This window comes from Rhodococcus sp. NPDC127593 (assembly GCF_042671975.1).
GTDB lineage: Bacteria > Actinomycetota > Actinomycetes > Mycobacteriales > Mycobacteriaceae > Rhodococcus_F.
The window spans coordinates 68,070-89,576 of the sequence record NZ_JBHXWI010000019.1 but is presented as its reverse complement, the minus strand read 5'-3'; the positions used below and the strand labels follow the sequence as shown (position 1 = coordinate 89,576).

Annotated in this window: 21 protein-coding genes; 12 read left to right on the top strand and 9 right to left on the bottom strand. The window is 68.2% G+C overall.

Going from position 1 to position 21,507, the window contains the following annotated elements; translation table 11 throughout:
• The first annotated feature begins 46 nt into the window (after nt 1-46).
• Entirely contained in the window at nt 47-673 is a 627-nt protein-coding gene (locus tag ACFVJ3_RS19230) for a carbonic anhydrase (RefSeq protein WP_378453533.1), read from the top strand.
• A 59-nt stretch (nt 674-732) separates the two neighbouring features.
• The gene (locus ACFVJ3_RS19225) at nt 733-1,488 is read left to right on the top strand and encodes a hypothetical protein (RefSeq protein ID WP_378453532.1); all 756 of its coding nucleotides are present in this window, start codon (nt 733-735) and stop codon (nt 1,486-1,488) included.
• Here the strand turns inward: ACFVJ3_RS19225 and ACFVJ3_RS19220 are convergent.
• From ACFVJ3_RS19220 to ACFVJ3_RS19210, 3 genes are read right to left on the bottom strand one after another with little or no spacing between them, the layout of a single operon-like run.
• Nucleotides 1,481-2,443 carry an asparaginase gene (locus ACFVJ3_RS19220; RefSeq protein ID WP_378453531.1) on the bottom strand — a complete coding sequence of 321 codons (963 nt, stop codon included), beginning with the start codon at nt 2,441-2,443 and terminating at the stop codon, nt 1,481-1,483. The genes ACFVJ3_RS19225 and ACFVJ3_RS19220 overlap by 8 nt on opposite strands.
• Before the next feature lie 15 nt (nt 2,444-2,458).
• A complete protein-coding gene (locus ACFVJ3_RS19215; RefSeq protein WP_378453530.1) occupies nt 2,459-3,904 on the bottom strand; it encodes an amino acid permease in 1,446 nt (481 codons plus the stop codon).
• Nucleotides 3,901-5,352, bottom strand: coding sequence for an aspartate ammonia-lyase (locus ACFVJ3_RS19210; RefSeq protein WP_378453529.1), 1,452 nt, complete (start codon nt 5,350-5,352; stop codon nt 3,901-3,903). Before ACFVJ3_RS19210 ends, ACFVJ3_RS19215 begins: the two co-directional genes overlap by 4 nt.
• 219 nt (nt 5,353-5,571) lie before the next feature.
• On the opposite strand from ACFVJ3_RS19210, the gene ACFVJ3_RS19205 reads away from it, so the two are divergent.
• Nucleotides 5,572-6,291: a FadR/GntR family transcriptional regulator gene (locus ACFVJ3_RS19205; RefSeq protein ID WP_378453528.1), complete on the top strand. Its 720-nt coding sequence runs from the start codon at nt 5,572-5,574 to the stop codon at nt 6,289-6,291.
• 56 nt (nt 6,292-6,347) lie between these two features.
• Nucleotides 6,348-7,133 (top strand): HpcH/HpaI aldolase/citrate lyase family protein, encoded by a 786-nt coding sequence (locus ACFVJ3_RS19200; RefSeq protein ID WP_378453527.1) that lies wholly within the window; start codon nt 6,348-6,350, stop codon nt 7,131-7,133.
• Here the strand turns inward: ACFVJ3_RS19200 and disA are convergent.
• Complete coding sequence (disA, locus tag ACFVJ3_RS19195) at nt 7,130-8,215, bottom strand: DNA integrity scanning diadenylate cyclase DisA (RefSeq protein ID WP_005244912.1); 1,086 nt, start codon at nt 8,213-8,215, stop codon at nt 7,130-7,132. The genes ACFVJ3_RS19200 and disA overlap by 4 nt on opposite strands.
• Nucleotides 8,216-8,300: 85 nt before the next feature.
• Between disA and ACFVJ3_RS19190 the strand changes: the two genes are divergently transcribed.
• On the top strand, nt 8,301-8,864 hold the full coding sequence (locus ACFVJ3_RS19190; protein WP_378453526.1) for a PaaI family thioesterase: 564 nt from the start codon (nt 8,301-8,303) through the stop codon (nt 8,862-8,864).
• A gap of 31 nt (nt 8,865-8,895) precedes the next feature.
• On the opposite strand, the gene radA is transcribed toward ACFVJ3_RS19190, so the two are convergent.
• Complete coding sequence (gene radA, locus ACFVJ3_RS19185; protein WP_378453525.1) at nt 8,896-10,278, bottom strand: DNA repair protein RadA; 1,383 nt, start codon at nt 10,276-10,278, stop codon at nt 8,896-8,898.
• 46 nt (nt 10,279-10,324) lie between these two features.
• A complete protein-coding gene (locus ACFVJ3_RS19180) occupies nt 10,325-10,957 on the bottom strand; it encodes a hypothetical protein (protein WP_378453524.1) in 633 nt (210 codons plus the stop codon).
• Between the two features lie 263 nt (nt 10,958-11,220).
• Between ACFVJ3_RS19180 and carD the strand changes: the two genes are divergently transcribed.
• Genes carD through rlmB form a run of 5 tightly spaced genes read left to right on the top strand, consistent with a single transcriptional unit; the run spans nt 11,221 to nt 15,261 of the window.
• Nucleotides 11,221-11,709 (top strand): RNA polymerase-binding transcription factor CarD, encoded by a 489-nt coding sequence (gene carD / locus ACFVJ3_RS19175; RefSeq protein WP_005262216.1) that lies wholly within the window; start codon nt 11,221-11,223, stop codon nt 11,707-11,709.
• Nucleotides 11,710-11,727: 18 nt separating this feature from the next.
• On the top strand, nt 11,728-12,408 hold the full coding sequence (ispD, locus tag ACFVJ3_RS19170) for a 2-C-methyl-D-erythritol 4-phosphate cytidylyltransferase (RefSeq protein ID WP_378453523.1): 681 nt from the start codon (nt 11,728-11,730) through the stop codon (nt 12,406-12,408).
• Nucleotides 12,408-12,884 (top strand): 2-C-methyl-D-erythritol 2,4-cyclodiphosphate synthase, encoded by a 477-nt coding sequence (gene ispF / locus ACFVJ3_RS19165; protein ID WP_378453522.1) that lies wholly within the window; start codon nt 12,408-12,410, stop codon nt 12,882-12,884. Before ispD ends, ispF begins: the two co-directional genes overlap by 1 nt.
• A gap of 11 nt (nt 12,885-12,895) precedes the next feature.
• Entirely contained in the window at nt 12,896-14,290 is a 1,395-nt protein-coding gene (gene cysS / locus ACFVJ3_RS19160; RefSeq protein ID WP_378453521.1) for a cysteine--tRNA ligase, read from the top strand.
• Between the two features lie 2 nt (nt 14,291-14,292).
• Nucleotides 14,293-15,261, top strand: coding sequence for a 23S rRNA (guanosine(2251)-2'-O)-methyltransferase RlmB (rlmB, locus tag ACFVJ3_RS19155; RefSeq protein WP_378453520.1), 969 nt, complete (start codon nt 14,293-14,295; stop codon nt 15,259-15,261).
• Between the two features lie 12 nt (nt 15,262-15,273).
• Here the strand turns inward: rlmB and ACFVJ3_RS19150 are convergent, their stop codons facing one another.
• Nucleotides 15,274-16,155 carry a biotin-dependent carboxyltransferase family protein gene (locus ACFVJ3_RS19150; RefSeq protein ID WP_378453519.1) on the bottom strand — a complete coding sequence of 294 codons (882 nt, stop codon included), beginning with the start codon at nt 16,153-16,155 and terminating at the stop codon, nt 15,274-15,276.
• Nucleotides 16,156-16,202: 47 nt separating this feature from the next.
• Here ACFVJ3_RS19150 and ACFVJ3_RS19145 point away from each other — a divergent pair, with 47 nt between their 5' ends.
• Entirely contained in the window at nt 16,203-16,892 is a 690-nt protein-coding gene (locus ACFVJ3_RS19145; protein WP_378453518.1) for a ZIP family metal transporter, read from the top strand.
• A 14-nt stretch (nt 16,893-16,906) separates the two neighbouring features.
• On the opposite strand, the gene ald is transcribed toward ACFVJ3_RS19145, so the two are convergent.
• Both ald and ACFVJ3_RS19135 read right to left on the bottom strand, forming a co-directional pair.
• Nucleotides 16,907-18,013 (bottom strand): alanine dehydrogenase, encoded by a 1,107-nt coding sequence (ald, locus tag ACFVJ3_RS19140; protein WP_378453517.1) that lies wholly within the window; start codon nt 18,011-18,013, stop codon nt 16,907-16,909.
• A 213-nt stretch (nt 18,014-18,226) separates the two neighbouring features.
• The gene (locus ACFVJ3_RS19135) at nt 18,227-19,834 is read right to left on the bottom strand and encodes a PucR family transcriptional regulator (protein ID WP_378453516.1); all 1,608 of its coding nucleotides are present in this window, start codon (nt 19,832-19,834) and stop codon (nt 18,227-18,229) included.
• A gap of 137 nt (nt 19,835-19,971) precedes the next feature.
• Here ACFVJ3_RS19135 and ACFVJ3_RS19130 point away from each other — a divergent pair, with 137 nt between their 5' ends.
• The gene (locus tag ACFVJ3_RS19130) at nt 19,972-21,489 is read left to right on the top strand and encodes a CoA-acylating methylmalonate-semialdehyde dehydrogenase (protein WP_378453515.1); all 1,518 of its coding nucleotides are present in this window, start codon (nt 19,972-19,974) and stop codon (nt 21,487-21,489) included.
• Nucleotides 21,490-21,507: the final 18 nt, after the last annotated feature.

Sequence of the window (21,507 nt, the reverse complement as noted above, 5' to 3'; positions counted from 1 at the left end):
ACATTCCCGTTGCGACGGTGCGACGCGCCCGGTGCACAATGTTCCCATGCCTAATTCCAACCCCGTGTCCGCGTGGAAGGCCCTGCGTCAGGGTAACGACCGATTCGTGAGCGGCACCTCGCTCCATCCCAGCCAGGGCATCGCCGATCGCGCGAAGCTCGTCGGCGGCCAGCACCCCACGGCCGTCCTGTTCGGATGCGGAGACTCCCGCGTCGCCGCCGAGATCATCTTCGATCAGGGTCTGGGCGACATGTTCGTCGTCCGCACCGCGGGTCACGTGATCGACGACGCCGTGCTCGGGTCCATCGAGTACGCCGTCGGCGTCTTGAACGTGCCGCTCATCGTCGTGCTCGGTCACGACAGCTGCGGTGCCGTCAAGGCGACGCTCGACGCCCTCGACGAGGGCAACGTGCCGCCCGGGTTCATCCGCAGCATCGTGGAACGGGTAGCGCCGTCGATCCTCATGGGACGCCGAGAAGGCCTCACTACCGTCGACGAACTCGAGGGTCGCCACGTGGTGGAGACCGGGGCGCTGCTCATGCAGCGGTCGCGCATCATCGCGGAGAAGGTGGAGAGCGGCGCGTGCGCCATCGCGGGTGTCACGTACAAGCTGTCCGACGGCCGCACCCACCTGCAGGGCGCAGTCGGGGACATCGGTGAGCTCACGGACTGACCGCGACACGCCGCACCCGCTGAGCCGTTGCCGCGCGACGCCGAACTACCGTTGACGTCGTGCTGGAACCGAATGGACCGTTGCCCCCCGAGATTTACTGGCGCCGCAGGGCGCTGGCGATCGGCGGCGCCATCGTCGTGTTGCTGCTCGTGGTGTGGTTGATCAACTCACTTCGTGGTGGCGGTGACTCAGAGACGGATCCGGCGGCAGCGAGTTCCTCGTTGACCACCCCTGTGTCGATTTCCCCGACAGCCTCGGGTTCGTCCACGTCCAGCGGTGGGTCCGGTGGCGGCGGCGGTGGCGCCGCTGCCGCCGGCGGGGAGGCCTCCTCGGGCACGTCCGGCTCGTCCGGGGCGTCGAGCAGCGGCGCCTCGAGCAGCGCGGCTCCCAGCGGCCAGCCGGTCGCCGCGGGACAGTGCCCGGACCAGTCGCTGGCCATCAAGGTGGCCGCCGACAAGCCGACGTACCTGGCGGGTGAGGAGCCCAGCTTCACGACGGTCGTCACCAACATCGGCACCACACCGTGCGAACGCGATCTGGGCAGCAGCCTCCAGCAGGTGCTCGTCTACACGATCGACGGTGCCGTGCGTCTGTGGTCCAACATCGATTGCTTCCCACAGTCCGCGGCCGACGTGCGCACCCTCGCGCCCGGTGAGCAGGCACAGTTCACCGTGAAGTGGTCGGCCAAGACGTCCACGCCCGACTGCCTGACGCAACCGGAACCCCAGCGCGATCCGGTGGGGCCCGGTGCGTACACCGTGGTCGGTCAGCTCGGCCAGCTCCGCAGCGCGCCGGAGCCGTTCAACCTCAGCTGAGCCTCGGTGCGGGGTCGATGCGTGAGCGTCGACCGAATTCCTTGTCGAGGTCGGTGTGTTCGGGGTCGGCGAGCAGCGCCGCGAGAAGGATGCGGGCCTGACCTGCTCTGAGGTCGGTCGAGAACAGTGCGCCCGCCGAAACGAGGTCGTGCCCGCCGCCTCCACCGCCGTACGTGGCGGAGGTCGGGCCGTGCGGCACCCGGGTGGTAACCACGACCGGAATCCCGGCGGACGCGCAGTCCCGGACCGCCTCGACGATCGCCGGGTTCGCGTTCCCGGATCCGAGGCCGTCGAGCACCAGACCCTGGGCCCCGGCCGCCCGGCACGCGTCGATCTGGACGCGGTCGGCGCCCGGATAGGCGGCGACGATGTCGACGCGGGTTCCGGAGATCGGATGCCACGGCAGCGGATCGAGACTTCGCCGTGAGGTGACACCGGCGGGGTGGACGGATCGGAACGCGTCGAGGGACGTCGTGTCGACCTTTCGCGTTCCCGACGCCCGGTGCAGGGCGCCTCCGAACGCGATGAGCACACCCGCTCCGCGCAGAGCGGGGTCCGATCCCGCGGCGACCGCGTCGGTCAGATTGGCCTGGGCATCGGATTCCGGGTGGTCGAACGTGCGTTGCGCACCCGTGAACACCACCGGCCGCGGGTCGGCGTGGTGGAGGTCGACCAGGAATGCGGTCTCCTCCATGGTGTCGGTTCCGTGAAGCACGACCACAGCGTCGAGATCGGGATCGCGCAGTTCCGCGGTGACGGCGTCGCGTACCCGGTCCATATCGGCGAACGTCATGCTCGAACTGTCCTTCGACATCACGTCGACGACACGGAGTTCCGTCCCGGTCCACGCACTGCCCAGCAGATCCGGGCCTGCGACAACCGGTCTGCTGACACCCTGCCCGTCCCGCCTGCTGGCGATGGTGCCTCCGGTGGTGACGACGGCGACTTTCGGCACAGTTGTCCTCTCTCGTTAAGCGGTCGGGCGGTCCGAGGCCAGGGTGCGGATGCGGTTCCGCGCGCCGAACCAGCCGATCACCAACAGCGGGGCGATGATCGCGATGGACCCGACGGTCCAGGTTCCGACAGGGTGATCGAACGCCATCAGTATGACGACGCACACGAGGAAGACCAGGGTCAGGAGCCCGGTGTAGGGGGCGCCGAACATCCGGAACCCGGGCCGGGCGAGTTTCCCTTCCTTCGCGAGTTTCCAGAGTTTCAGCTGGCACAGCACGATTACGGCCCAGGCGCTGATGATCCCGAGCGCGGCGAGGTTCAGGACGATCTCGAATGCCTGTGCGGGAACGACGGCGTTGAGTCCCACCCCGAGCAGGATGACGAATCCGGTGAGGGCGATGCCGCCGTACGGCACTCCGGCCTTGTTCATCCGGGCGGCGAACGAGGGCGCCGACCCGGCCATGGCCATGGAGTGCAGTATTCGGCCGGTGGAGTACAGGCCCGCATTGAGCGAGGACAGTGCGGCCGTGAGCACGACGAGGTTCATGATCGCGTCGGCGCCCTGCACGTCGATGGAACCGAAGAACGTGACGAACGGGCTCTCGCCGGCGTGGTACTCGGTGTAGGGGAGCAGTAGCGACAGCAGCAGAACGGATCCGACGTAGAAGACGAGGATCCGGATGATGACCGTGTTGATCGCCTTGGGGATGACCTTCTGTGGGTTCTTCGTCTCGCCCGCAGTGGTTCCCACGAGTTCGATCGAGGCGTAGGCGAAGACGACGCCCTGGATCACCACGACGGCGGGCAGGATTCCGTTGGGGAAGAGTCCGCCGTTGTCGGTGATCATGCTGAAGCCCGACGAATGTCCTTCGATCGGCGTTCCGAACAGCACGAAGTAGATGCCGAAGCCGAGGAACGCGGCGAGGGCGACGACCTTGATGAGGGCGAACCAGAACTCCAGTTCGCCGAACACCTTGACGGAGACGAGATTCAGCCCGAGGACCAGTACGACTGCGGCCAGGGCGAAGACCCATTGGTCGACGTTCCCGAGCGGTGCCCAGTACTTCTTGAAGAAGTTCATGTACAGCGCGACGGCGGTGACGTCGACGACGGCCGTCATCGCCCAGTTCATCCAGTACAGCCAGCCCGCGGCGAAGGCCATCTTCTCGCCGAAGAATTCCCGAGAGTACGACACGAACGACCCGGATGTGGGTCGGTGCATCACGAGTTCGCCCAGGGCCCGCAGGATCAGGAAGGCGAAGAACCCGCAGAGGGCGTAGACGAGGACGAGTGCGGGGCCGGCTTGCTGGAGGCGTCCGCCCGCGCCCATGAACAGGCCGGTGCCGATCGCTCCGCCGATCGCGATCATCTGGATCTGTCTCGGGCCGAGCGCTTTCCGGTAGCCGAGGTCTTCCTCGACGAAGATGTCGGCGCCGGAGGTATCGTCCTTCTCGATCGTCACGAGACCACCACCACCGCGGCAGCGGCGACAGGTGTCTGCCGTGGCGAACCGGACGCTCTCAGGTTGGCGAGATGCTCGGGGCTGAGGAGGCGGTCGAGTTCTTCACGGTCGAGCAGACCCGCCTCGATCACGAGGTCGGCGACCCTGCGGCCGGAGACCAGCGCTTCCTGCGCGATCCGGGTCGAGGCGGTGTAGCCGATGTACGGGTTGAGCGCGGTGACGAGTCCGATGGAGTCCTCGACCCGGGCACGCAGCAGATCGGTGTTGGCGGTGATGCCGAGTACGCAGCGGTCGGCCAGGATCCGGCAGGCGGCGGCGAGGTGGCGCATCCCCTCGGACAGGGAGTGCACGATGATCGGTTCGAATGCGTTGAGCTGCAGCTGGCCGGATTCGGCGGCCATGGTGATGGTGACGTCGTTGCCGATGACCTCGTAGGCCACCTGGTTGAGGACTTCCGGGATCACCGGATTGACCTTGCCGGGCATGATCGACGAACCGGCTTGTACCGGTGGAAGATTGATCTCGTTCAGGCCCGCGCGCGGCCCGGACGACAGCAGGCGGAGGTCGTTGCACACCTTCGACAACTTGACCGCGATCCGCTTGAGCACGCCGGAGAGGTGGACGAACTGACCGACGTCCTGGGTTGCCTCGACCAGGTCCGTGGCCAGGACGAGGGGGAGTCCGGTGAGTTCCCGCAGCGTGTCGCACGCTGCCTCGGCGTAGCCGGCGGGAGCGTTCAGGCCCGTGCCGATCGCGGTGGCGCCGAGGTTGATCTCGTGGACGAGGAGAGCGGCCTCGCCGAGACGGGCGCGGTCCTCGTCGATCATCACCGAGTACGTGGCGAACTCCTGGCCGAGCGTCATCGGCACCGCGTCCTGGAGTTGGGTGCGCCCCATCTTCACGGTGTCGGCGAACTCGACGGACTTGGTCGCGAAGGCGTCCTGCAGGACGCGCATCGCGTCCAGCAGGTCGTCGATCGCGAAGATCGTCGCGATGTTGACCGCGGTGGGGTAGACGTCGTTGGTCGACTGGCTGAGGTTCACGTGCTCGTTGGGATGGAGCTCCGCGTACTCCCCGCGCCCGTGGCCGAGGATCTCGAGTGCCCGGTTGGCGATCACCTCGTTGGCGTTCATGTTGGTCGACGTCCCGGCGCCGCCCTGGATGACGTCGACGACGAACTGCTCGTGCCAGCGGCCGTCGACGATCTCCCGGCACGCCTGCCCGATCGCGTCGGCCCGGCGGTTGTCGAGGATCCCGAGTTTCTCGTTGGCGCTCGCCGCGGCCCATTTGACGTAGGCGAGCCCGCGAATCAGGTAGGGGTTCGTGGAGATCGGCCGGCCGGTGACGGGGAAGTTCTCCACGGCCCGCAGCGTGTGGATTCCCCAGTAGGAATCCGCAGGCACTTGGCGGTCGCCGAGCAGATCGTGTTCTGTTCGCGTTTCGAGCACTTGATCATTCCTCACGGGGATTCGCGCGAGCCGTTGCTCTGCACGGATGCGGTGGACGGAGTCTGCTGCTCGAAGAGGGTAGATTCTCGGTCGAGCCACCCGGCTATCCACCTGCCAGGCTGTCAGACAGGTGCAATTGTTACCTCGCTCACTTGCAGGCGTCAACCCCAGAGGTGTCCCGTATTGACGTTGTGGCTGGGGCGTGAGAAGAATATCCACATGAACCTGTCAGACAGCTGGGCAGCCAGGCGCCCTGTCACGGCGCGGGTCAGCGCCGCGGAGGCGGTCCTCGCGGATCTTCGTGACGCGATCACGTCGGGTGAGCTGTCGGTCGGTGAACGACTTCCGTCCGAAGCGTCCCTCGCGGCGCGGCACGGGGTCAGCCGGTCGGTGATCCGGGAGGCCCTGCGGTCCTGTCATGCGCTCGGACTCACGGAGACGAAGTCGGGCCTCGGGACGTTCGTCGTCAGCGATTCGATAGCCCGCGACCTCGACTTCGGGAACTACGCGGCCAACGAGCTCGTCGAGGCGCGCCCGCACGTGGAGGTTCCCGCCGCCGGATGGGCGGCGCAGCGGCACACCGGCGAGGACCTGACCGCCTTGCGCGGCCTGGTGGACCAGATGCGGGACGAGGACGACCCCCTCGTGTGGGTGTCCCTGGATGCGCAGTTCCACGCGTTCATCGCCCGCACGAGCCGGAACCGCGTGTTCGAATCCGTGATCGTCGACATCCGCGAGGCGCTCACCCGGCAGTCCGAAACGCTGAATCTCGTTGCGGGGCGTCAGCAGAAGTCGAACGACGAACACGACCGGATCGTGGACGGCATCGCGTCCGGAAGCTACGACGAGGCCGCCCGCGCCATGGCCGAACACCTGGACGCGGTCCGGGTCGCACTGGAATCCGTGGTCGGAGACGCCGCCGCGGACCACCGACAGTGAGGACGAGAACCATTCTCACAACGATTCCCCTCGACGCTCGGCACGCGAGGTCGTGGTTGCTGGTATCTGCCTCGCGGACCGAGGATTTCGACCTCGCCGAACGGAGCGACGCGGACGCCGTCATCCTCGATCTCGAGGACGGTGTGGTCACCGCGGAACGATCCGATGCCCGGCGCTCGGTCGCCGCGTGGCTGTCCGGTGGCGGCGCCGCCTGGGTCCGGATCAACGCCGCGACCACCGAGGACTGGTCGGCAGACGTGGACGCGCTCCGGGGCCTCACCGGGTTGCAGGGCGTCATGCTGGCGAAAAGTGAATCCGGGCAACAGGTCCGGGACACCGCTGCCCGGCTCGACGGTGCGGTTCCGGTGCTCGCCCTCGTCGAGTCCGCGCGGGGAATCGAGTTCGCGTTCGAGATCGCCTCCGAGCCGGCAACGCTGCGATTGGCTTTCGGCAGTGGCGATTTCCGGCGGGACACGGGCGCGGGCGCGGAGGCGGACGCGCTCGCCTACGCCCGGGGACGCCTCGTCGTCGCGAGCGGCGCCGCCGGTATCGCGGCACCCGTCGACGGGCCGACGCTGGTCGACGACCTGAACACCCGGGTCGCGGATCTGGCCGTCACGCGGTCGATGGGGATGTCCGGCAAGCTGTGCATGAAGGCCGCACACACCGGCGACGTCAATCGCGAGCTGAGCCCGTCCGCCGCGGACGCGGCATGGGCCGACGAAGTGATCGACCGCCTCGGCGTCGACGGTTCGGGTGTCCGGAGCGGCAGCGACCGTCCGCAACTCGCGCGTGCACTGACCATCCGCACCCGCCTCGAAGCGCTGCGGCTGTCCTACTAGTCGTACGGGCCGGAGATCGACGTCTCGGCGAGCCGGGACAGGCCCTCGCGGATGTGCCGGGCCCACAGCCCGCCGATCCCCTCCACCGACTGCAGGTCGGCGGCCGTCGCGGCCAGCAACGACTGCAGCGTTCCGAACGAGCCGACGAGCCGGTGGATCTGGTTGAACTGCAGTCGGGGAACGCGGGTGAGGACGCGGTAGCCGCGAGGACTCATCGGGGCCTCGAGCGCTTCGATGGTGCCCGGATAACCGAACGCCCGCGCCAACGTCGTGAGGTCGAGAAGGTCTGCGTCCGTGATCCTGTCGAGCGCGGAGAGCGACTTCTCGACGTCGTCGGCGGGCGCCGGGCCGGTACCGGCCAGGTAGTCGCGCACGATGAGTTCCCTCGCCACGTCGTTGTCGCCGACGAGTTCCTCGAGTTGCAGTGCGAGCTGACGCCCGTCCGTGCCGAGTTCGAGCACGTCCTGCTCGATCTCGACGGACACGCGGCGCACCATCTCCAGGCGCTGCACCACGGTCAGGGCGTCCCGGAGCGTGACGAAATCCTCGATCTCGACCACCGACAGCTGACGGGTCACCTCGTCGAGCCGCGCCTTGTACCGCTCGAGGGTGGCCACCGCCTGATTGGCACGCGACAGGATCGTGGCGGAACCGTCGATGACGTGCCGGATGCCGCCGACGTACACGCTGACGATGCTCATCGACTGGCTGACCGACACCACGGGGTACCCGGTCTGCATGGCCGTCCGCTCGGCGGCGCGGTGACGCGTGCCGGACTCGACGGTCGGGATCTTGTGGTCGGGGACCAGCTGGACGTTGGCGCGCACGATGCGGGACCCGTCGGTGGACAGGACCACGGCGCCGTCCATCTTCGACAGCTCACGCAGGCGGGTCGGGGCGAACTCCACGTCGAGCTCGAAGCCGCCGTCGCAGATCTCTTCCATCTGCTCGTCGTAGCCGAGGACGATCAGTGCGCCCGTGCGACCGCGCAGAATGCGCTCCAGGCCGTCGCGAAGTGCCGTTCCGGGAGCCAGCCGGGCAATCGTTTCGCGCAGCGCTGACGACGACTCGGCATCGTTCATCGCGCAATACTCCCGCTGAGGTAGACGTCACTTGTCGGGGACCGCCGCGGAAACACGTCCGGACCCGCGTTTAGATTACCTATCCATGAGTAGTACCTGGACTTTGCCCGACGACCTGACCCTGCCCGAACTGGTCGGCAGCTTTCCCGCCGCAGGTCAGCGCGTGCCGCAGCACTGGTCACGGTGCTTCGGGTGCGGCGACCAGTCGCCCGCCGGGATGTCGATGAGCTTCACGGCCGGGGAGGGGCTCGACGTGTGGGGGCGCCTCGAGGTGGCACCTCGCTACCAGGGCGGTCCGGGAGTGATCCACGGCGGCATCCTCTCGACCGCGTTCGACGAGGCACTGGGCATGGTGTGCCGATCAATCGTCGACGGACCGGTCGTCACGGGTCATCTCGAGATCGACTTCGCCAAGCCCATCCCGCTGGGTTCCGTCCTCGAATTCCACGCGAGCATCGACGGATCGATCCGCCGCAAGGTGTACGCGAGCGCCGAGGCGCGCATCGTCGAGGGGCCGACAGCCGATCCCGACGTGGTGGTGGCGACGTCGCGGGGGCTGTTCCTCACCGTCACCGCCGAGCACTTCGAGAAGACCAAGGACTTCGTGGACGGCGTGCCGGAGCGCCCGTTCGGCACGTCGTCGATCTGAGTGTCACTGCAGTGACACCTCGATCCGAGCGTCACCGCAGTGACGCGATGGCTGCTCCCAGGTTCCCGACCTCGGTGACCTTCATGCCCTTCGGAGCCGCCCCGGAGTCGAGGGGAACGATGGCGCGGGTGAATCCGAGGCGGTATGCCTCCGCGAGCCTGCGCCCGACGCCGGGTACCCGGCGGACCTCGCCGGCCAGTCCCACTTCGCCGAGGATCACCAGTCCGTCCGGAACAGGCTTGTCCTTGACCGCGGACGCGACGGCGATTGCCAGCGCGAGGTCGGCGGAGGGTTCGGTCATCCGCATTCCGCCGACCGTGGCCGCATAGACGTCGTTCTTCGCGATCTGCACCCCGCACCGGCGGTCGAGCACGGCCAGGACCATGGCCACGCGGGCGCTGTCGAGCCCGCTCACGGCGCGCCGGGGTGCGGGCATGGACGTGGCCGCCACGAGGGCCTGCACTTCACCGAGGAGGGGCCGTTTGCCGTCCATCATGACGGTGACGGCGGTTCCGGGAACGGCCTCGGCGCGGTGGTGGAGGAACAGTCCGGACGGGTCGCTGATGCCGGCGATGCCGTCTTCCCGCAGTTCGAAGCAACCGACCTCGTCGGCGGCGCCGAAACGGTTCTTGACGCCGCGCACCATCCGCAGTGTGGAGTGCTTGTCGCCTTCGAAGTGCAGCACCACGTCGACGAGATGCTCGAGCGACCGCGGTCCGGCGACCGCGCCGTCCTTGGTGACGTGGCCGATGAGGAGCACCGGCACGCCGCTGGCCTTCGCGAGGGAGGTGAGGGCGCTGGTGACGGCCTTCACCTGGGTGACTCCGCCGACCACGCCGTCGACGTCCGCAGCCAGCATGGTCTGCACGGAGTCGACGATCAGCAGGGTGGGGCGCACCTGCTCCACGTGACCGAGGATGGTCGCGAGGTCGGATTCGGCGGCGAGGTAGACCCGCTCGTGGACGGCGCCGGTGCGGTCGGCCCGCAGTCGCACCTGTCCGGCGGATTCCTCACCGGTGACGTAGAGGGACCGGTCGTCCGGGCCGCGGCGGGCCCACTGGTGGACCACCTCGAGGAGCAGCGTCGACTTGCCGACGCCGGGTTCGCCGGCGAGGAGAACGACGGAACCGGGAACCACGCCGCCGCCGAGAACACGGTCGAGTTCGTCGATGCCTGTGGGCTTGGCGCGGGTGGACGTGCTGTCGATCTGAGTGATCGGAGTGGCCGGGGTGGACGGAAGTACCGCTCCGGCCCCGGCTTTCGCGAGCGAGGCCCCGGGGCGGCTCGCGACGGACGCGACGATCGGGGCCTCGTCCATCGATCCCCAGCTATCGCACTCGGGGCACCGGCCGACCCATTTGGGAACCGTGCACTGGCACGACGAGCAGCGGAAGCTGGATTTGAGTTTGGCCACCCGGCCAGCCTAGGTATCGGGTCCGACAGCGGACCCGGTCCGGCTGCTAGTGTCCGCCGCCCTCGGCTTCGGATCCGGGCGACTTGTCGGAGACGTGGCGCTCGGTCTCGTGGCCCGCGTCGACGGGAACGGACACGGTGACGTCTCCGGCCTTCTCGAACGCGAACGTGACGGGGAAGGTGAGTCCCGGGCGGACGCCTTCCTTCAGGCCGTTCAGCGTGACGAGGACGACGTCGGCCGGTGCGTCGGCACTCTCGTCCTTCTGACCGGCGGCGTCGGCGCTCGCTTCGGCGTCCTCGCCCGGCAGGCCGGCGATGAGCGCGGTCTGCGGCGGGATCTCGAGGCCGCCGCTCTTCTCGCCGAGCGTGACGGACTGCGCGAAGTCGGTGCTGATCCGGGTCAGCTTGTCCGGGGTGTCCTCGTTGTTGTTGATCGCGGTGAACGCGAGGACGGCGTTGCCGCCCGGCTCGAGGCTGTACTCGGCGGAGTCGGGGTAGACCACGTGCACGTTGCGCAGGGCGATCGACCCGGCGTCCGCGCTGTTGCCGTTGACCGCGGCGACCTGACTCGACGTCTGAGTGATCTGGCCCGCACTGCAGGCGGACAGCACGAGTGCTGCGCCGGCAGCGAGAGCGACGGCGGTGGCGACTCGGCGAGTCGACTTGTCGAGAGCAGTCACGAGTTGTCCTCCGGTGTCAGGTTCGCACTTCAACTAGGCAGAGTAGTAGTTCGCCCGCGGGGCCTGCTCGCTGGGTACTCACAATGGTTGTCTGCGTGCGGTTTCGGCGCTGAAGAACCGCCCGATCGGGGTGTCCGGAATGCACGTATCGGGGACCCTGTCAACCCCTACGGTCAGGCCATGATGCCCCTGACCTGCACCGTTGATGAGACCAGGTTCCGGACACGTGTTAAACTCGAATGATCGAAAGGGGCACGGGACAGATGATTTTTAAGGTCGGAGACACCGTCGTATACCCCCATCACGGAGCGGCGCTGATCGAAGCTATTGAAACCCGCACCATCAAGGGTGAGCAGAAGGAATATCTCGTTCTCAAGGTTGCTCAGGGCGATCTCACCGTACGGGTTCCCGCAGACAACGCAGAGTACGTAGGCGTACGCGACGTCGTCGGCCAGGAAGGTCTCGACAAGGTCTTCCAGGTACTGCGGGCACCGCACACCGAAGAACCCACCAACTGGTCGCGCCGCTACAAGGCGAATCTCGAAAAGCTCGCGTCAGGTGACGTCAACAAGGTCGCCGAGGTCGTGCGTGACCTGTGGCGTCGTGAGCAGGATCGCGGCCTGTCCGCAGGAGAGAAGCGCATGCTCGCGAAGGCGCGGCAGATTCTTGTCGGCGAACTCGCACTGGCCGAAGGTACCGACAGCGACAAGGCCGAGACCATCCTCGACGAGGTCCTCGCGGCCGCGTCCTAGCCAGTCGCGACACACACAGTGGCCGAGGGAAAGGGTCCTGTAGTCGCGCTGGTTCCCGCCGCAGGTCAGGGAGTGCGTTTGGGCGAGAACAAGCCCAAGGCATTCGTTGATCTGGGTGGGACGACCATGCTGGCACGCGCGGTCGACGGGCTCCTCCAGTCGGGGGCTGTCGACCGCGTCGTCGTGATCGTTCCGGAGGAACTGGTCGAGTCGACGCGGACCCTCCTCCCCGGTGGCGTCACCGTCGTGGCCGGTGGAAGCGAGCGGACCGATTCGGTTCGTGCCGGACTCGCCGTCGCGGACGACGCCGAATACCTGCTCGTGCACGACGCCGCCCGCGCGCTCACGCCGCCGACGCTCATCGCGCGGGTGGTCGCGGAGTTGCGGTGCGGTCGCAACGCGGTCATTCCCGTCCTCCCGGTGACGGACACCATCAAGACCGTCGACGTTCTCGGCGCGGTCACCGGCACCCCCGAACGGTCCGAACTGCGGGCAGTGCAGACTCCGCAGGGTTTCACCGCGGAACTGCTCCGGCGCGCCTACGACGCCGCCGACGGCATTGCCACGGACGACGCCGGCCTGGTGGAGCGTCTCGGCGAACGGGTCCGCAGCATCGTCGGAGAACCCACAGCATTCAAGATCACCACGCCGCTGGACCTCGTGCTGGCCCGCGCGCTGGTGGAAGAGGGAGCGCACTAGTGCGAGTCGGAATCGGGACGGACGTCCACCCGATCGAGCAGGGTCGGCCGTGTTGGATGGCCGGCCTGCTGTTCGAGGACGAGAACGGCTGCGCGGGTCATTCCGACGGCGACGTGGCCGTTCACGCACTCTGCGACGCCCTGCTCTCCGCCGCCGGGCTCGGCGATCTCGGCTCCGTCTTCGGAACCGGGCGGCCCGAGTGGTCCGGGGTGAGCGGTGCCGCGATGCTCGCCGAGGTACGCCGGCTCCTCGAAGAGGACGACTTCGGCATCGCCAACGCCGCCGTCCAGGTGATCGGGAACCGGCCGAAGATCGGCCCGCGCCGAAACGAGGCGCAGAAGGTGCTGAGCGACATTCTGGGCGCGCCGGTTTCGGTGTCCGCGACCACCACGGACGGGCTCGGCCTCACCGGGCGCGGCGAGGGGATCGCCGCCATGGCCACCGCGTTGGTCATTCCCGATCGAAGCGCCAGGTAGGATCGCTGGTCGTGACCCTGCGCCTATTCGACACCGAGACGCGGGCCATGCGTGACTTCGTTCCGCTGGCCCCTGGACACGCATCGGTGTACCTGTGTGGCGCCACGGTGCAGGGCGACCCCCATATCGGCCACGTACGCAGCGGCGTCGCCTTCGACGTGCTGCGACGGTGGCTGCTCGCCCACGACTACGACGTGGCGTTCGTCCGCAACGTAACGGACATCGAAGACAAGATCCTGAACAAGGCCGCGGAGGCGGGCAGGCCGTGGTGGGAGTGGGCCGCCACGTTCGAACGGTCCTTTACGTGGGCCTATCAGCAGCTGGGTGTGCTGCCGCCGTCCGTCGAGCCGCGTGCCACCGGGCACATCACACAGATGGTCGAGATGATGCAGCGCCTCATCGACAACGGCCACGCGTACGCGGCGGGCGGGGACGTCTACTTCGACGTCCGCAGCTACCCCCGGTACGGCAGCCTGTCCGGGCACAAGCTCGACGACGTGCACCAGGGCGAGAGCGCCGGCGAATGCAAGCGTGATCCCCGCGACTTCACGCTGTGGAAGGCGGAGAAGCCGGGTGAGCCGTCGTGGCCGACGCCGTGGGGCCGGGGCCGTCCGGGCTGGCACCTCGAATGCTCCGCGATGGCCGAGTTCTATCTCGGGGCGGCGTTCGACATCCACTGCGGTGGCCTGGACCTGGTGTTCCCGCACCACGAGAACGAGATCGCGCAGGCCAAGTGTGCCGGCGACGACTTTGCGCAGTACTGGCTGCACAACGGCTGGGTCACCATGGGTGGCGAGAAGATGTCGAAGTCGCTCGGCAACGTTCTCTCGGTGCCGAACGTATTGAAAAAGGTTCGGCCGCAAGAGCTTCGGTACTACCTGGGCAGTGCCCACTACCGGTCGATGCTCGAGTACTCCGACACCGCGCTCGACGAGGGGGCCGCGGCGTTCCGCCGGATCGAGTCGTTCGTCATGCGCACGCAGGAGCGTGCCGGTGAGGTGTCCGTCGGTCGGTGGACGGAGGCGTTCGCTCGCGCGCTCGACGACGACCTCGCCGTCCCCGCCGCGCTCGCCGAGGTGCACGGCAAGGTCCGCGAGGGCAATATCGCCCTCGACGGTGGAGGTCTCGAGCGTGCGCGCGAGATCGCGTCGCAGGTCCGGGCCATGCTCGGAATCCTCGGCGTCGACCCGCTGGACGAGCACTGGACTCAGGAGACCGCGGATGCGTCCGCGGCAACCGATGCCCTGGACGTTCTGGTCCGGGCCGAACTCGAGCGCAGGCAGAGTGCCCGCGCCGAGAAGAACTGGGCTGTGGCCGACGAGGTGCGTGACCGTCTCATCCGGGCGGGCATCGAGGTCACCGATACCCCCAACGGGCCCGAGTGGTCTCTCAAGGCAGGACAGTAGTAATGGCTGGAAATTCGAGTAGGCGCGGAGCCATCCGCAAGACCGGTACGAAGAAGGGGCAGGTCGCCGGTTCCGGTGGCCAGCGCCGCAAGGGGCTGGAAGGCCGCGGCGCCACGCCGCCCGCGGAGGCCCGCACCAAGCACCCCGCCGCCAAGCGCGCCGCCCGCGCAGCCAGGGAAGCCGACAAGCAGCCCGGGCGCGGTCGTCAGACCGCCGGACGCAAGGTGCTCGACGGCCCCGAGACGGTGCTGGGCCGCAACCCCGTCGTCGAGTGCCTGCGCGCCGGTGTCCCCGCGACCGCGCTGTACGTCGCGGTCGGGACCGAGAGCGACGATCGCCTGAAGGAATCCGTTCAGCGGGCGGCCGACGCGGGCATCTCCATCCTCGAGGTTCCCCGGACCGATCTCGACCGGCTCAGCGCCAACGGCATGCACCAGGGCATCGCGTTGCAGGTGCCGCCGTACCGCTACGCGCACCCCGACGACCTGATCGCGGAGGCCCGCAAGCATCAGGAGGCGCCGCTGCTCGTGGCCCTCGACAACATCACCGATCCCCGCAACCTCGGTGCCGTCGTGCGTTCGGTGGCCGCGTTCGGTGGTCACGGTGTGGTGATCCCGGAGCGCCGCAGTGCGTCGGTCACCGCGGTCGCGTGGCGGACGAGTGCCGGCGCGGCGGCCCGCCTGCCGATCGCCCGCGCCACCAATCTGACTCGCACGCTGAAGGATTGGGCGTCCAAGGGTGTTCAGGTGGTCGGTCTCGATGCGGGTGGCGACACCACCCTCGACGAGTTCGACGGCAGCGGCCCCGTGGTGGTCGTCGTCGGCTCCGAGGGCAAGGGATTGTCGCGTCTGGTCCGCGAGAACTGCGACGCCATCCTCAGCATCCCGATGGCAGGCCCCGTCGAATCGCTCAACGCGTCCGTCGCTGCGGGTGTCGTGCTCGCCGACATCGCCCGCCGTCGCCGGGGCTAGATTCCGCCACGGTCACCTCGGGATCGGCGACGCCACCGCGCGGTGGAAGCGGACTCGGTGCCCGGGCCGCAATTGTGCGGCCACCGGGAGGTCGGCCTCGGTGACCACGGCGATCACCGGATAGCCGCCGGTCACCGGATGGTCGGCGAGGAACAGGATGGGCCGACCGTTGGGCGGCACCTGCAGTGCCCCCGCAACCATGGCCTCGCTCGGCATCTCGTGCGTCACGGCGCGGTGCAACGGTCCCGGACCCTCGAGCCGCGCCCCCACGCGATTGGTGTCGGAGCTGACCGTCCACGTCTCGCGGAGAAGGGCCTCGACGGACGCAGGTGTGAACCAGTTGTCCCGCGGTCCGAGCCGAACCCGCATCGTCAGCGGATCCTCGGGAGCTACGGGTGGGGGGATGATCTCGTCCGCAGGCCAGTCGCCGGCATCCGCGCCGACCAGCAGCCGATCACCCAGGGCGACGGGATCGGGGCCGATCCCCGACAGAGTGTCGGTGGACCGGCTCCCCATCACCGCGGGCACGTCGAAACCTCCGCGCACCGCGACGTAGCTGCGAAGGCCCTCCGACGCGAACGCGATCTCCAGCAGGTTCCCGGTATTCAGGTGCAGCATCGTGTAGTCGGGCCGGGGTTCGGTGTTGACGGTGACGGGGTTGCGGGCGCCCGTGACGGCGACGGAGACGGTCCCGGCCGCACGCACCGCGAGCCCACCGAGCGTGACTTCCAGGGTTGCTGCGTCGGAATGGTTGCCCACCAAACGGTTTGCGCTGTCGTGCGCGTCGCGGTCGGCGGCACCCGACTCGCCGACGCCGATCGACGCGTAACCGGGGCGGCCACGATCCTGCACGGTGGTGAAGGGTCCGGTGCGCACGACCTCGAGCCAAGCCATCGTTCGATTGTCCCGCATCCGCAGGTCTTGTGGATACGCTCTCGACCATGTTGACCGCGACGTTGTACGGCCTCGGTACGGCCCTGCCCTTGCTGATCGGTGCAGTCGTCGGATTGCGCTTCGACCTGCCGCGGCCGGTTCTCGCGGCACTCATGGCCTTCGGTGCCGGAACGATGGTCGCCGCCGTGTCCACCGAGTTGTTCCAGCCCGCGTTCGAGACCGAGGGGATCTGGACAGCAGGCGCGGCCCTGTTCGCGGGAGCACTCGTCTACGTGGGCGCGGACCGGCTCATCGAGCTGAAACTGGGTGCGGGCGCACTGGGCTGGGCGTTGATGCTCGGTGCGCTACTCGACGGCATCCCCGAGAACACCGCCCTCGGCGTATCGATCAGCGGCGCCGGCGGGGTGGTGCTGCTCGTGGCCGTCGCCGTCGGAAACGTGCCGGAGGCGGTGGCGGGCGCGGCCTCCATGCGAGCACAGCCGCACTTCAGTCGCGGTCGTGCGCTGTCCGTGTGGGCGGCGACTGCAGCCCTGCTGGTGCTGGTCGTGATCGGCGCCGACGCCGTGTCCGACACCATCTCCGACGGCACCATCGCAACGGTCCAGGCGTTCGCCGGAGGCGCGACCATCGCCGTGCTTGCGGACTCGCTGATGCCCGAGGCGTACCGCGAAGGCGGGTGGTGGGTCGGCCTGTCCACCGCACTCGGGTTCCTCGTCGCATTCGGTCTCGGCGCCTAGCCGGGCGATGTCGCTCAGGCAGGCAGCGGCACCGCCGTGTAGCCGTGCGCAGCAGCGACTTCGGTGGACAGCAGCTGTCCGTCGTGGGTGGACAGTCCCTCGGCGAGTCCGGGAACGGTCGCGGTGGCCTCTTTCCAGCCTCTGTCGGCGAGGGCGACGACGTAGGGGAGGGTGGCGTTGGTGAGCGCGTAGGTGGAGGTGCGGGGGACGGCGCCGGGCATGTTCGCGACGCAGTAGAAGACGGAGTCGTGGACCTGGTAGGTGGGCTCGGCGTGCGTGGTGGGCTTCGAGTCCTCGAAGCAGCCGCCCTGGTCGATGGCGATGTCGACGAGGACCGAGCCTGGCTTCATCCGGGAGACGAGGGTGTTGGAGACGAGGGTGGGTGCCTTGGCGCCCGGGACGAGGACCGCACCGATGACCAGGTCGGCGCCCTGGACGGCCTGTTCGAGTTCGAGGCTGTTGGAGGTGATGGTCTTGACCTGGCCGGAGTACTGGGCGTCGATCTCGCGGAGGCGGGCGATGGACAGGTCGAGGACGGTGACGTCGGCCTGCATGCCGTAGGCGACGGCGATGGCGTTGCGGCCGGAGACGCCGGCACCGATGACGACGACCTTCGCCGGGCGCACGCCGGGGACGCCGCCCATCAGGACGCCGCGGCCGCCGCCCTGGCGCATGAGGTGGTAGGCGCCGGCCTGCGGGGCGAGGCGTCCGGCGACCTCGCTCATCGGGGCCAGCAGGGGGAGGGAGCCGTCGCCGCCGACGACGGTTTCGTAGGCGATCGAGGTGGTCTTCGATGCGAGCAGGGCGTCGGTGCAGTCCTTGGACGCGGCGAGGTGCAGGTAGGTGAAGAGCACCTGGCCCTGGCGCAGGCGTGCGTATTCTTCGGCGATGGGTTCTTTGACCTTCAGGAGCAGGTCGGCGGTGTCCCATACCTGGTCGGCGGTCGAGAGGATCTGGGCGCCTGCGGCTTTGAAGTCCTCGTCGGCGAAGGACGAGCCGATGCCGGCGCCGGATTCGATGACGACTTCGTGGCCGCGTTCGCTGAGTTCGTGGACACCGGCGGGGCTGATGGCCACACGGTATTCGTGGTTCTTGATTTCGCGGGGGATGCCGATCTTCATGAGAGCTCCGTGCTGTCGGAAATTCGATTGGTAGGTGCCAATAGTGAAGAAAACGTCCATTCTTGCCAACAGTTGTGAAGATAATTCTCAACCATGGGGTGCTGGCTCGCGACTATTCGGATGCCGGCACCCTGAGCCGGTCCTCGTCGAAGGATGTTCGGCCAGTGGCTTCGCCCCGTGAGTACTTATTAACCGCCCGCCGTTAACAAGTACTCACGGGTGGCGGAGCCGCAGGATCAGCATCGCCGTGTGCAGCGACGTCCGGGACTCGGCGTCGTCGAGGTCGACACCGAGCAGGCGCTGGATCGTGGCCAATTTCGCGTAGAGCGTGGGGCGGGAGAGGTGGAGCTGTTTCGCGAGTTCCGTCTTGTTGCCACCGAGTTCGAGAAAGCTGCGCAGGACGTCGACGCTGTCGCCGCCGTGGCGCGCCTGATACTCCAGCAGGCCGCGGAGTTCGGTCTCGGCGAAGGCCTGCACCCGCGGGTCATTCCGGATGAGGGCGAGGAGACCGCGCAACCGGATGTCGGCTGCTCGGTGAAAGGCCTTGTCGCCCGGTGGCAACGACAGCGCGACCTCGGCGATGTGAGCGGATTCCGTCAGGCCGCCCGCGGCGTCCAGGAGCCGGGTCGATTCGGGACCGACGCCGATCGTGCAATGCAGGACGCCGTCGAGACGGGTGAGCGCGGCACGGATCGCCGCGCAGAGTTCGGGCAGCGCGTCGGGTGTGGACGCCGGCGGATGGGACAGGAGCAGGTCGATCTGCCCGGCGCGGGTGTTCGCGGTGAGTGCGGTTTGCCGCGACGTCCGGACCGCGTGGCGGACGGCATCGAGCATGTTCACTCGGCGTCGCTGCGCGAGAACCTGGTCGGTGCTGGCGGTTTCGCTGACTCGCACCGTCATCGGCAGGTAGGTCAGTGCTGGACGGAGGCCGAGCGCATGGGCGCGCGCGGTCGCCTCTGCCTCGTCCTGGATGCGCCCGCGGCGGAGTTCGTCGACGAGTCCGCTCTGGGCCTGCTGCTCGAGTGCGGTCCGGTCCTGCTCGACCATGCGGTTCAGTGCGAGCGCCTGCGCGGCACGCTCGAGGGTCATCCGCGCCCGACCTTCCGCGGCGACGGGGCGAGGGGCGACGAGTCGTCCCCATTCCTGCCGATGTGCGCCGACGGGCGTCGTCGTCCACGACTCCGGGCCGTCGACCGCGGTCTGACGCGATACGGGCGTCAGCCGCGACCGACGTTCCCACTCGGCGAGGAGATCCGCCGCCGTGGTTCCCTGCGCTGCGAAGGCCAGCACCTGCCGGTTGAGGTCCTCGAGCACGATCGGGGCGCCGAGCATGCCGGCCGCGGCGTCGACGATCTCACCGAGCGACGCCCGCTTCATGCTCAGGTCGGTGAAGACCTCATGTGCGTGCCGTGCGAAGGCGACCTCGTCGTACTGCTCCGCGACGATCGATCGGTGCACCTCCTCGGTGACCTCGACGAACCGGATCTGGCGGTGCAGCGCGATCACCGGGAACGACAGTCTGTCGGCGGCGCGCGCCACCCCTTCCGGCACGGTGTCGACGTGGACGCCGAGTTCGACGACGAGTCCGGCTGCGCCCGCCGCGGCCAGTCCCTCCAGGTACGCCACGCTCGACGAGTCGTCCGCGAGGGGTTGGCCGGTGGTGAGGACGAGTTCGCCACCCTGGAGAAGGTTCGACAGGTCGGGTAGATCGCTGACGTGCACCCATCGCACCGGCCTGTCGAGCGGTCCGCCGCCGATCACCTCGGGCGTTCCCGCCTGCACGACCGGGAGCGCCAGGATGTCGACGATGGTGGGCTGCATTTACGCAGTGTAAATCAGAAGCCGGATTTCTATACAGATCGTCGGGCTCTGGGGGCTGGTTCACGGACCAGAGTGAAGACATCGCACTTCACGCGGAGTTCCCGCGTATCGGCTCTCTCGGTAAGGACACCCATTTCATGACCCACAGCGATGGCGCAGCGCAGACCCGAACGATCTCGCACTGGTTCGACAACAAGAGTTTCACCGGTACCAGCGGCAACACCGCGCCCGTGACGAACCCGGCGACCGGTGCCGTGACCGGGCAGGTCGCCCTCGCCAGCGTCGAGGACGCCCGCGCCGTGATCGATGCCGCCGCCGCCGCGTTCCCCGCCTGGCGCGACACCTCCCTCGCCAAGCGTTCCTCCATCGTGTTCAAGTTCCGGGAACTGCTCAACGAGCGCAAGGGCGAACTCGCCGAGATCATCACCTCCGAGCACGGCAAGGTCGTCTCCGACGCGTTGGGTGAGGTGAGCCGCGGGCAGGAAGTCGTCGAATTCGCCTGCGGCATGCCCCACCTGCTCAAGGGCGGCATGACCGAGAACGCCTCCACCAACGTCGACGTCTCCTCCATCCGCCAGCCCGTCGGCCCGGTCGGGATCATCTCCCCGTTCAACTTCCCCGCCATGGTCCCGATGTGGTTCTTCCCCATCGCCATCGCCGCCGGCAACACCGTCGTGTTGAAGCCGTCCGAGAAGGACCCGACCGCCGCGATCTGGATGGCCGAACTCTGGGCCGAAGCCGGCCTGCCCGCCGGGGTGTTCAACGTCCTCCAGGGCGACAAGACCGCCGTCGACGAACTCCTCACCAACCCCGCCATCAAGGCCATCAGCTTCGTCGGCTCCACCCCCATCGCCCAGTACGTCTACGCCACCGGCACCGCCCACGGCAAACGCGTCCAAGCCCTCGGCGGGGCGAAGAACCACGCCATCGTCCTCCCCGACGCCGACCTCGACCTCGCCGCCGACGCCATGGTCAACGCCGGCTTCGGCTCCGCCGGCGAACGCTGCATGGCCATCTCCGCCCTCGTCGCGGTCGGGGACATCGCCGACGAACTCGTGTCCAAGATCAAGGACCGCACCGCCACCTTGAAGATCGGCGACGGCACCAAGGACTCCGACATGGGACCGCTGGTGACGAAGGTGCACCGCGACAAGGTCGCCTCCTACATCGACGCCGGAGAAAACGACGGCGCCACCATCGTCGTCGACGGCCGCACCGTGCAGGCGAATGGCGGCACCGACGGGTTCTGGCTCGGCCCGACCCTGATCGACCACGTCACCACCGACATGTCCGTCTACACCGACGAAATCTTCGGACCGGTCCTGTCCGTGATCCGCGTCGACTCCTACGACGAGGCCCTGGAATTGGTGAACTCCAGCCAGTTCGGCAACGGCACCGCCATCTTCACCAACGACGGCGGCGCCGCCCGACGGTTCCAGAACGAGGTCGAGGTCGGCATGGTCGGCATCAACGTCCCCATCCCCGTCCCGATGGCCTACTACTCCTTCGGTGGCTGGAAGAACTCCCTCTTCGGCGACAGCCACGCCCACGGCACCGAAGGCGTGCACTTCTTCACCCGCGGCAAGGTCGTCACCACCCGCTGGCTCGACCCCAGCCACGGCGGCCTCAACCTCGGCTTCCCCCAGAACAACTGAGCCGGAAAGGACCTACGG

Excerpts from the sequence above, each read along its gene's own strand:
- ald (WP_378453517.1), bottom strand. The coding sequence starts at position 18,013 with ATGAAGATCGGCATCCCCCGCGAAATCAAGAACCACGAATACCGTGTG.
- ACFVJ3_RS19205 (WP_378453528.1), top strand. The coding sequence starts at position 5,572 with ATGAACCTGTCAGACAGCTGGGCAGCCAGGCGCCCTGTCACGGCGCGG.
- ACFVJ3_RS19190 (WP_378453526.1), top strand. The coding sequence starts at position 8,301 with ATGAGTAGTACCTGGACTTTGCCCGACGACCTGACCCTGCCCGAACTG.
- ACFVJ3_RS19135 (WP_378453516.1), bottom strand. The coding sequence starts at position 19,834 with ATGCAGCCCACCATCGTCGACATCCTGGCGCTCCCGGTCGTGCAGGCG.
- ACFVJ3_RS19130 (WP_378453515.1), top strand. The coding sequence starts at position 19,972 with ATGACCCACAGCGATGGCGCAGCGCAGACCCGAACGATCTCGCACTGG.
- carD (WP_005262216.1), top strand. The coding sequence starts at position 11,221 with ATGATTTTTAAGGTCGGAGACACCGTCGTATACCCCCATCACGGAGCG.
- ACFVJ3_RS19145 (WP_378453518.1), top strand. The coding sequence starts at position 16,203 with ATGTTGACCGCGACGTTGTACGGCCTCGGTACGGCCCTGCCCTTGCTG.
- disA (WP_005244912.1), bottom strand. The coding sequence starts at position 8,215 with ATGAACGATGCCGAGTCGTCGTCAGCGCTGCGCGAAACGATTGCCCGG.
- rlmB (WP_378453520.1), top strand. The coding sequence starts at position 14,293 with ATGGCTGGAAATTCGAGTAGGCGCGGAGCCATCCGCAAGACCGGTACG.
- ACFVJ3_RS19150 (WP_378453519.1), bottom strand. The coding sequence starts at position 16,155 with ATGGCTTGGCTCGAGGTCGTGCGCACCGGACCCTTCACCACCGTGCAG.
- ACFVJ3_RS19230 (WP_378453533.1), top strand. The coding sequence starts at position 47 with ATGCCTAATTCCAACCCCGTGTCCGCGTGGAAGGCCCTGCGTCAGGGT.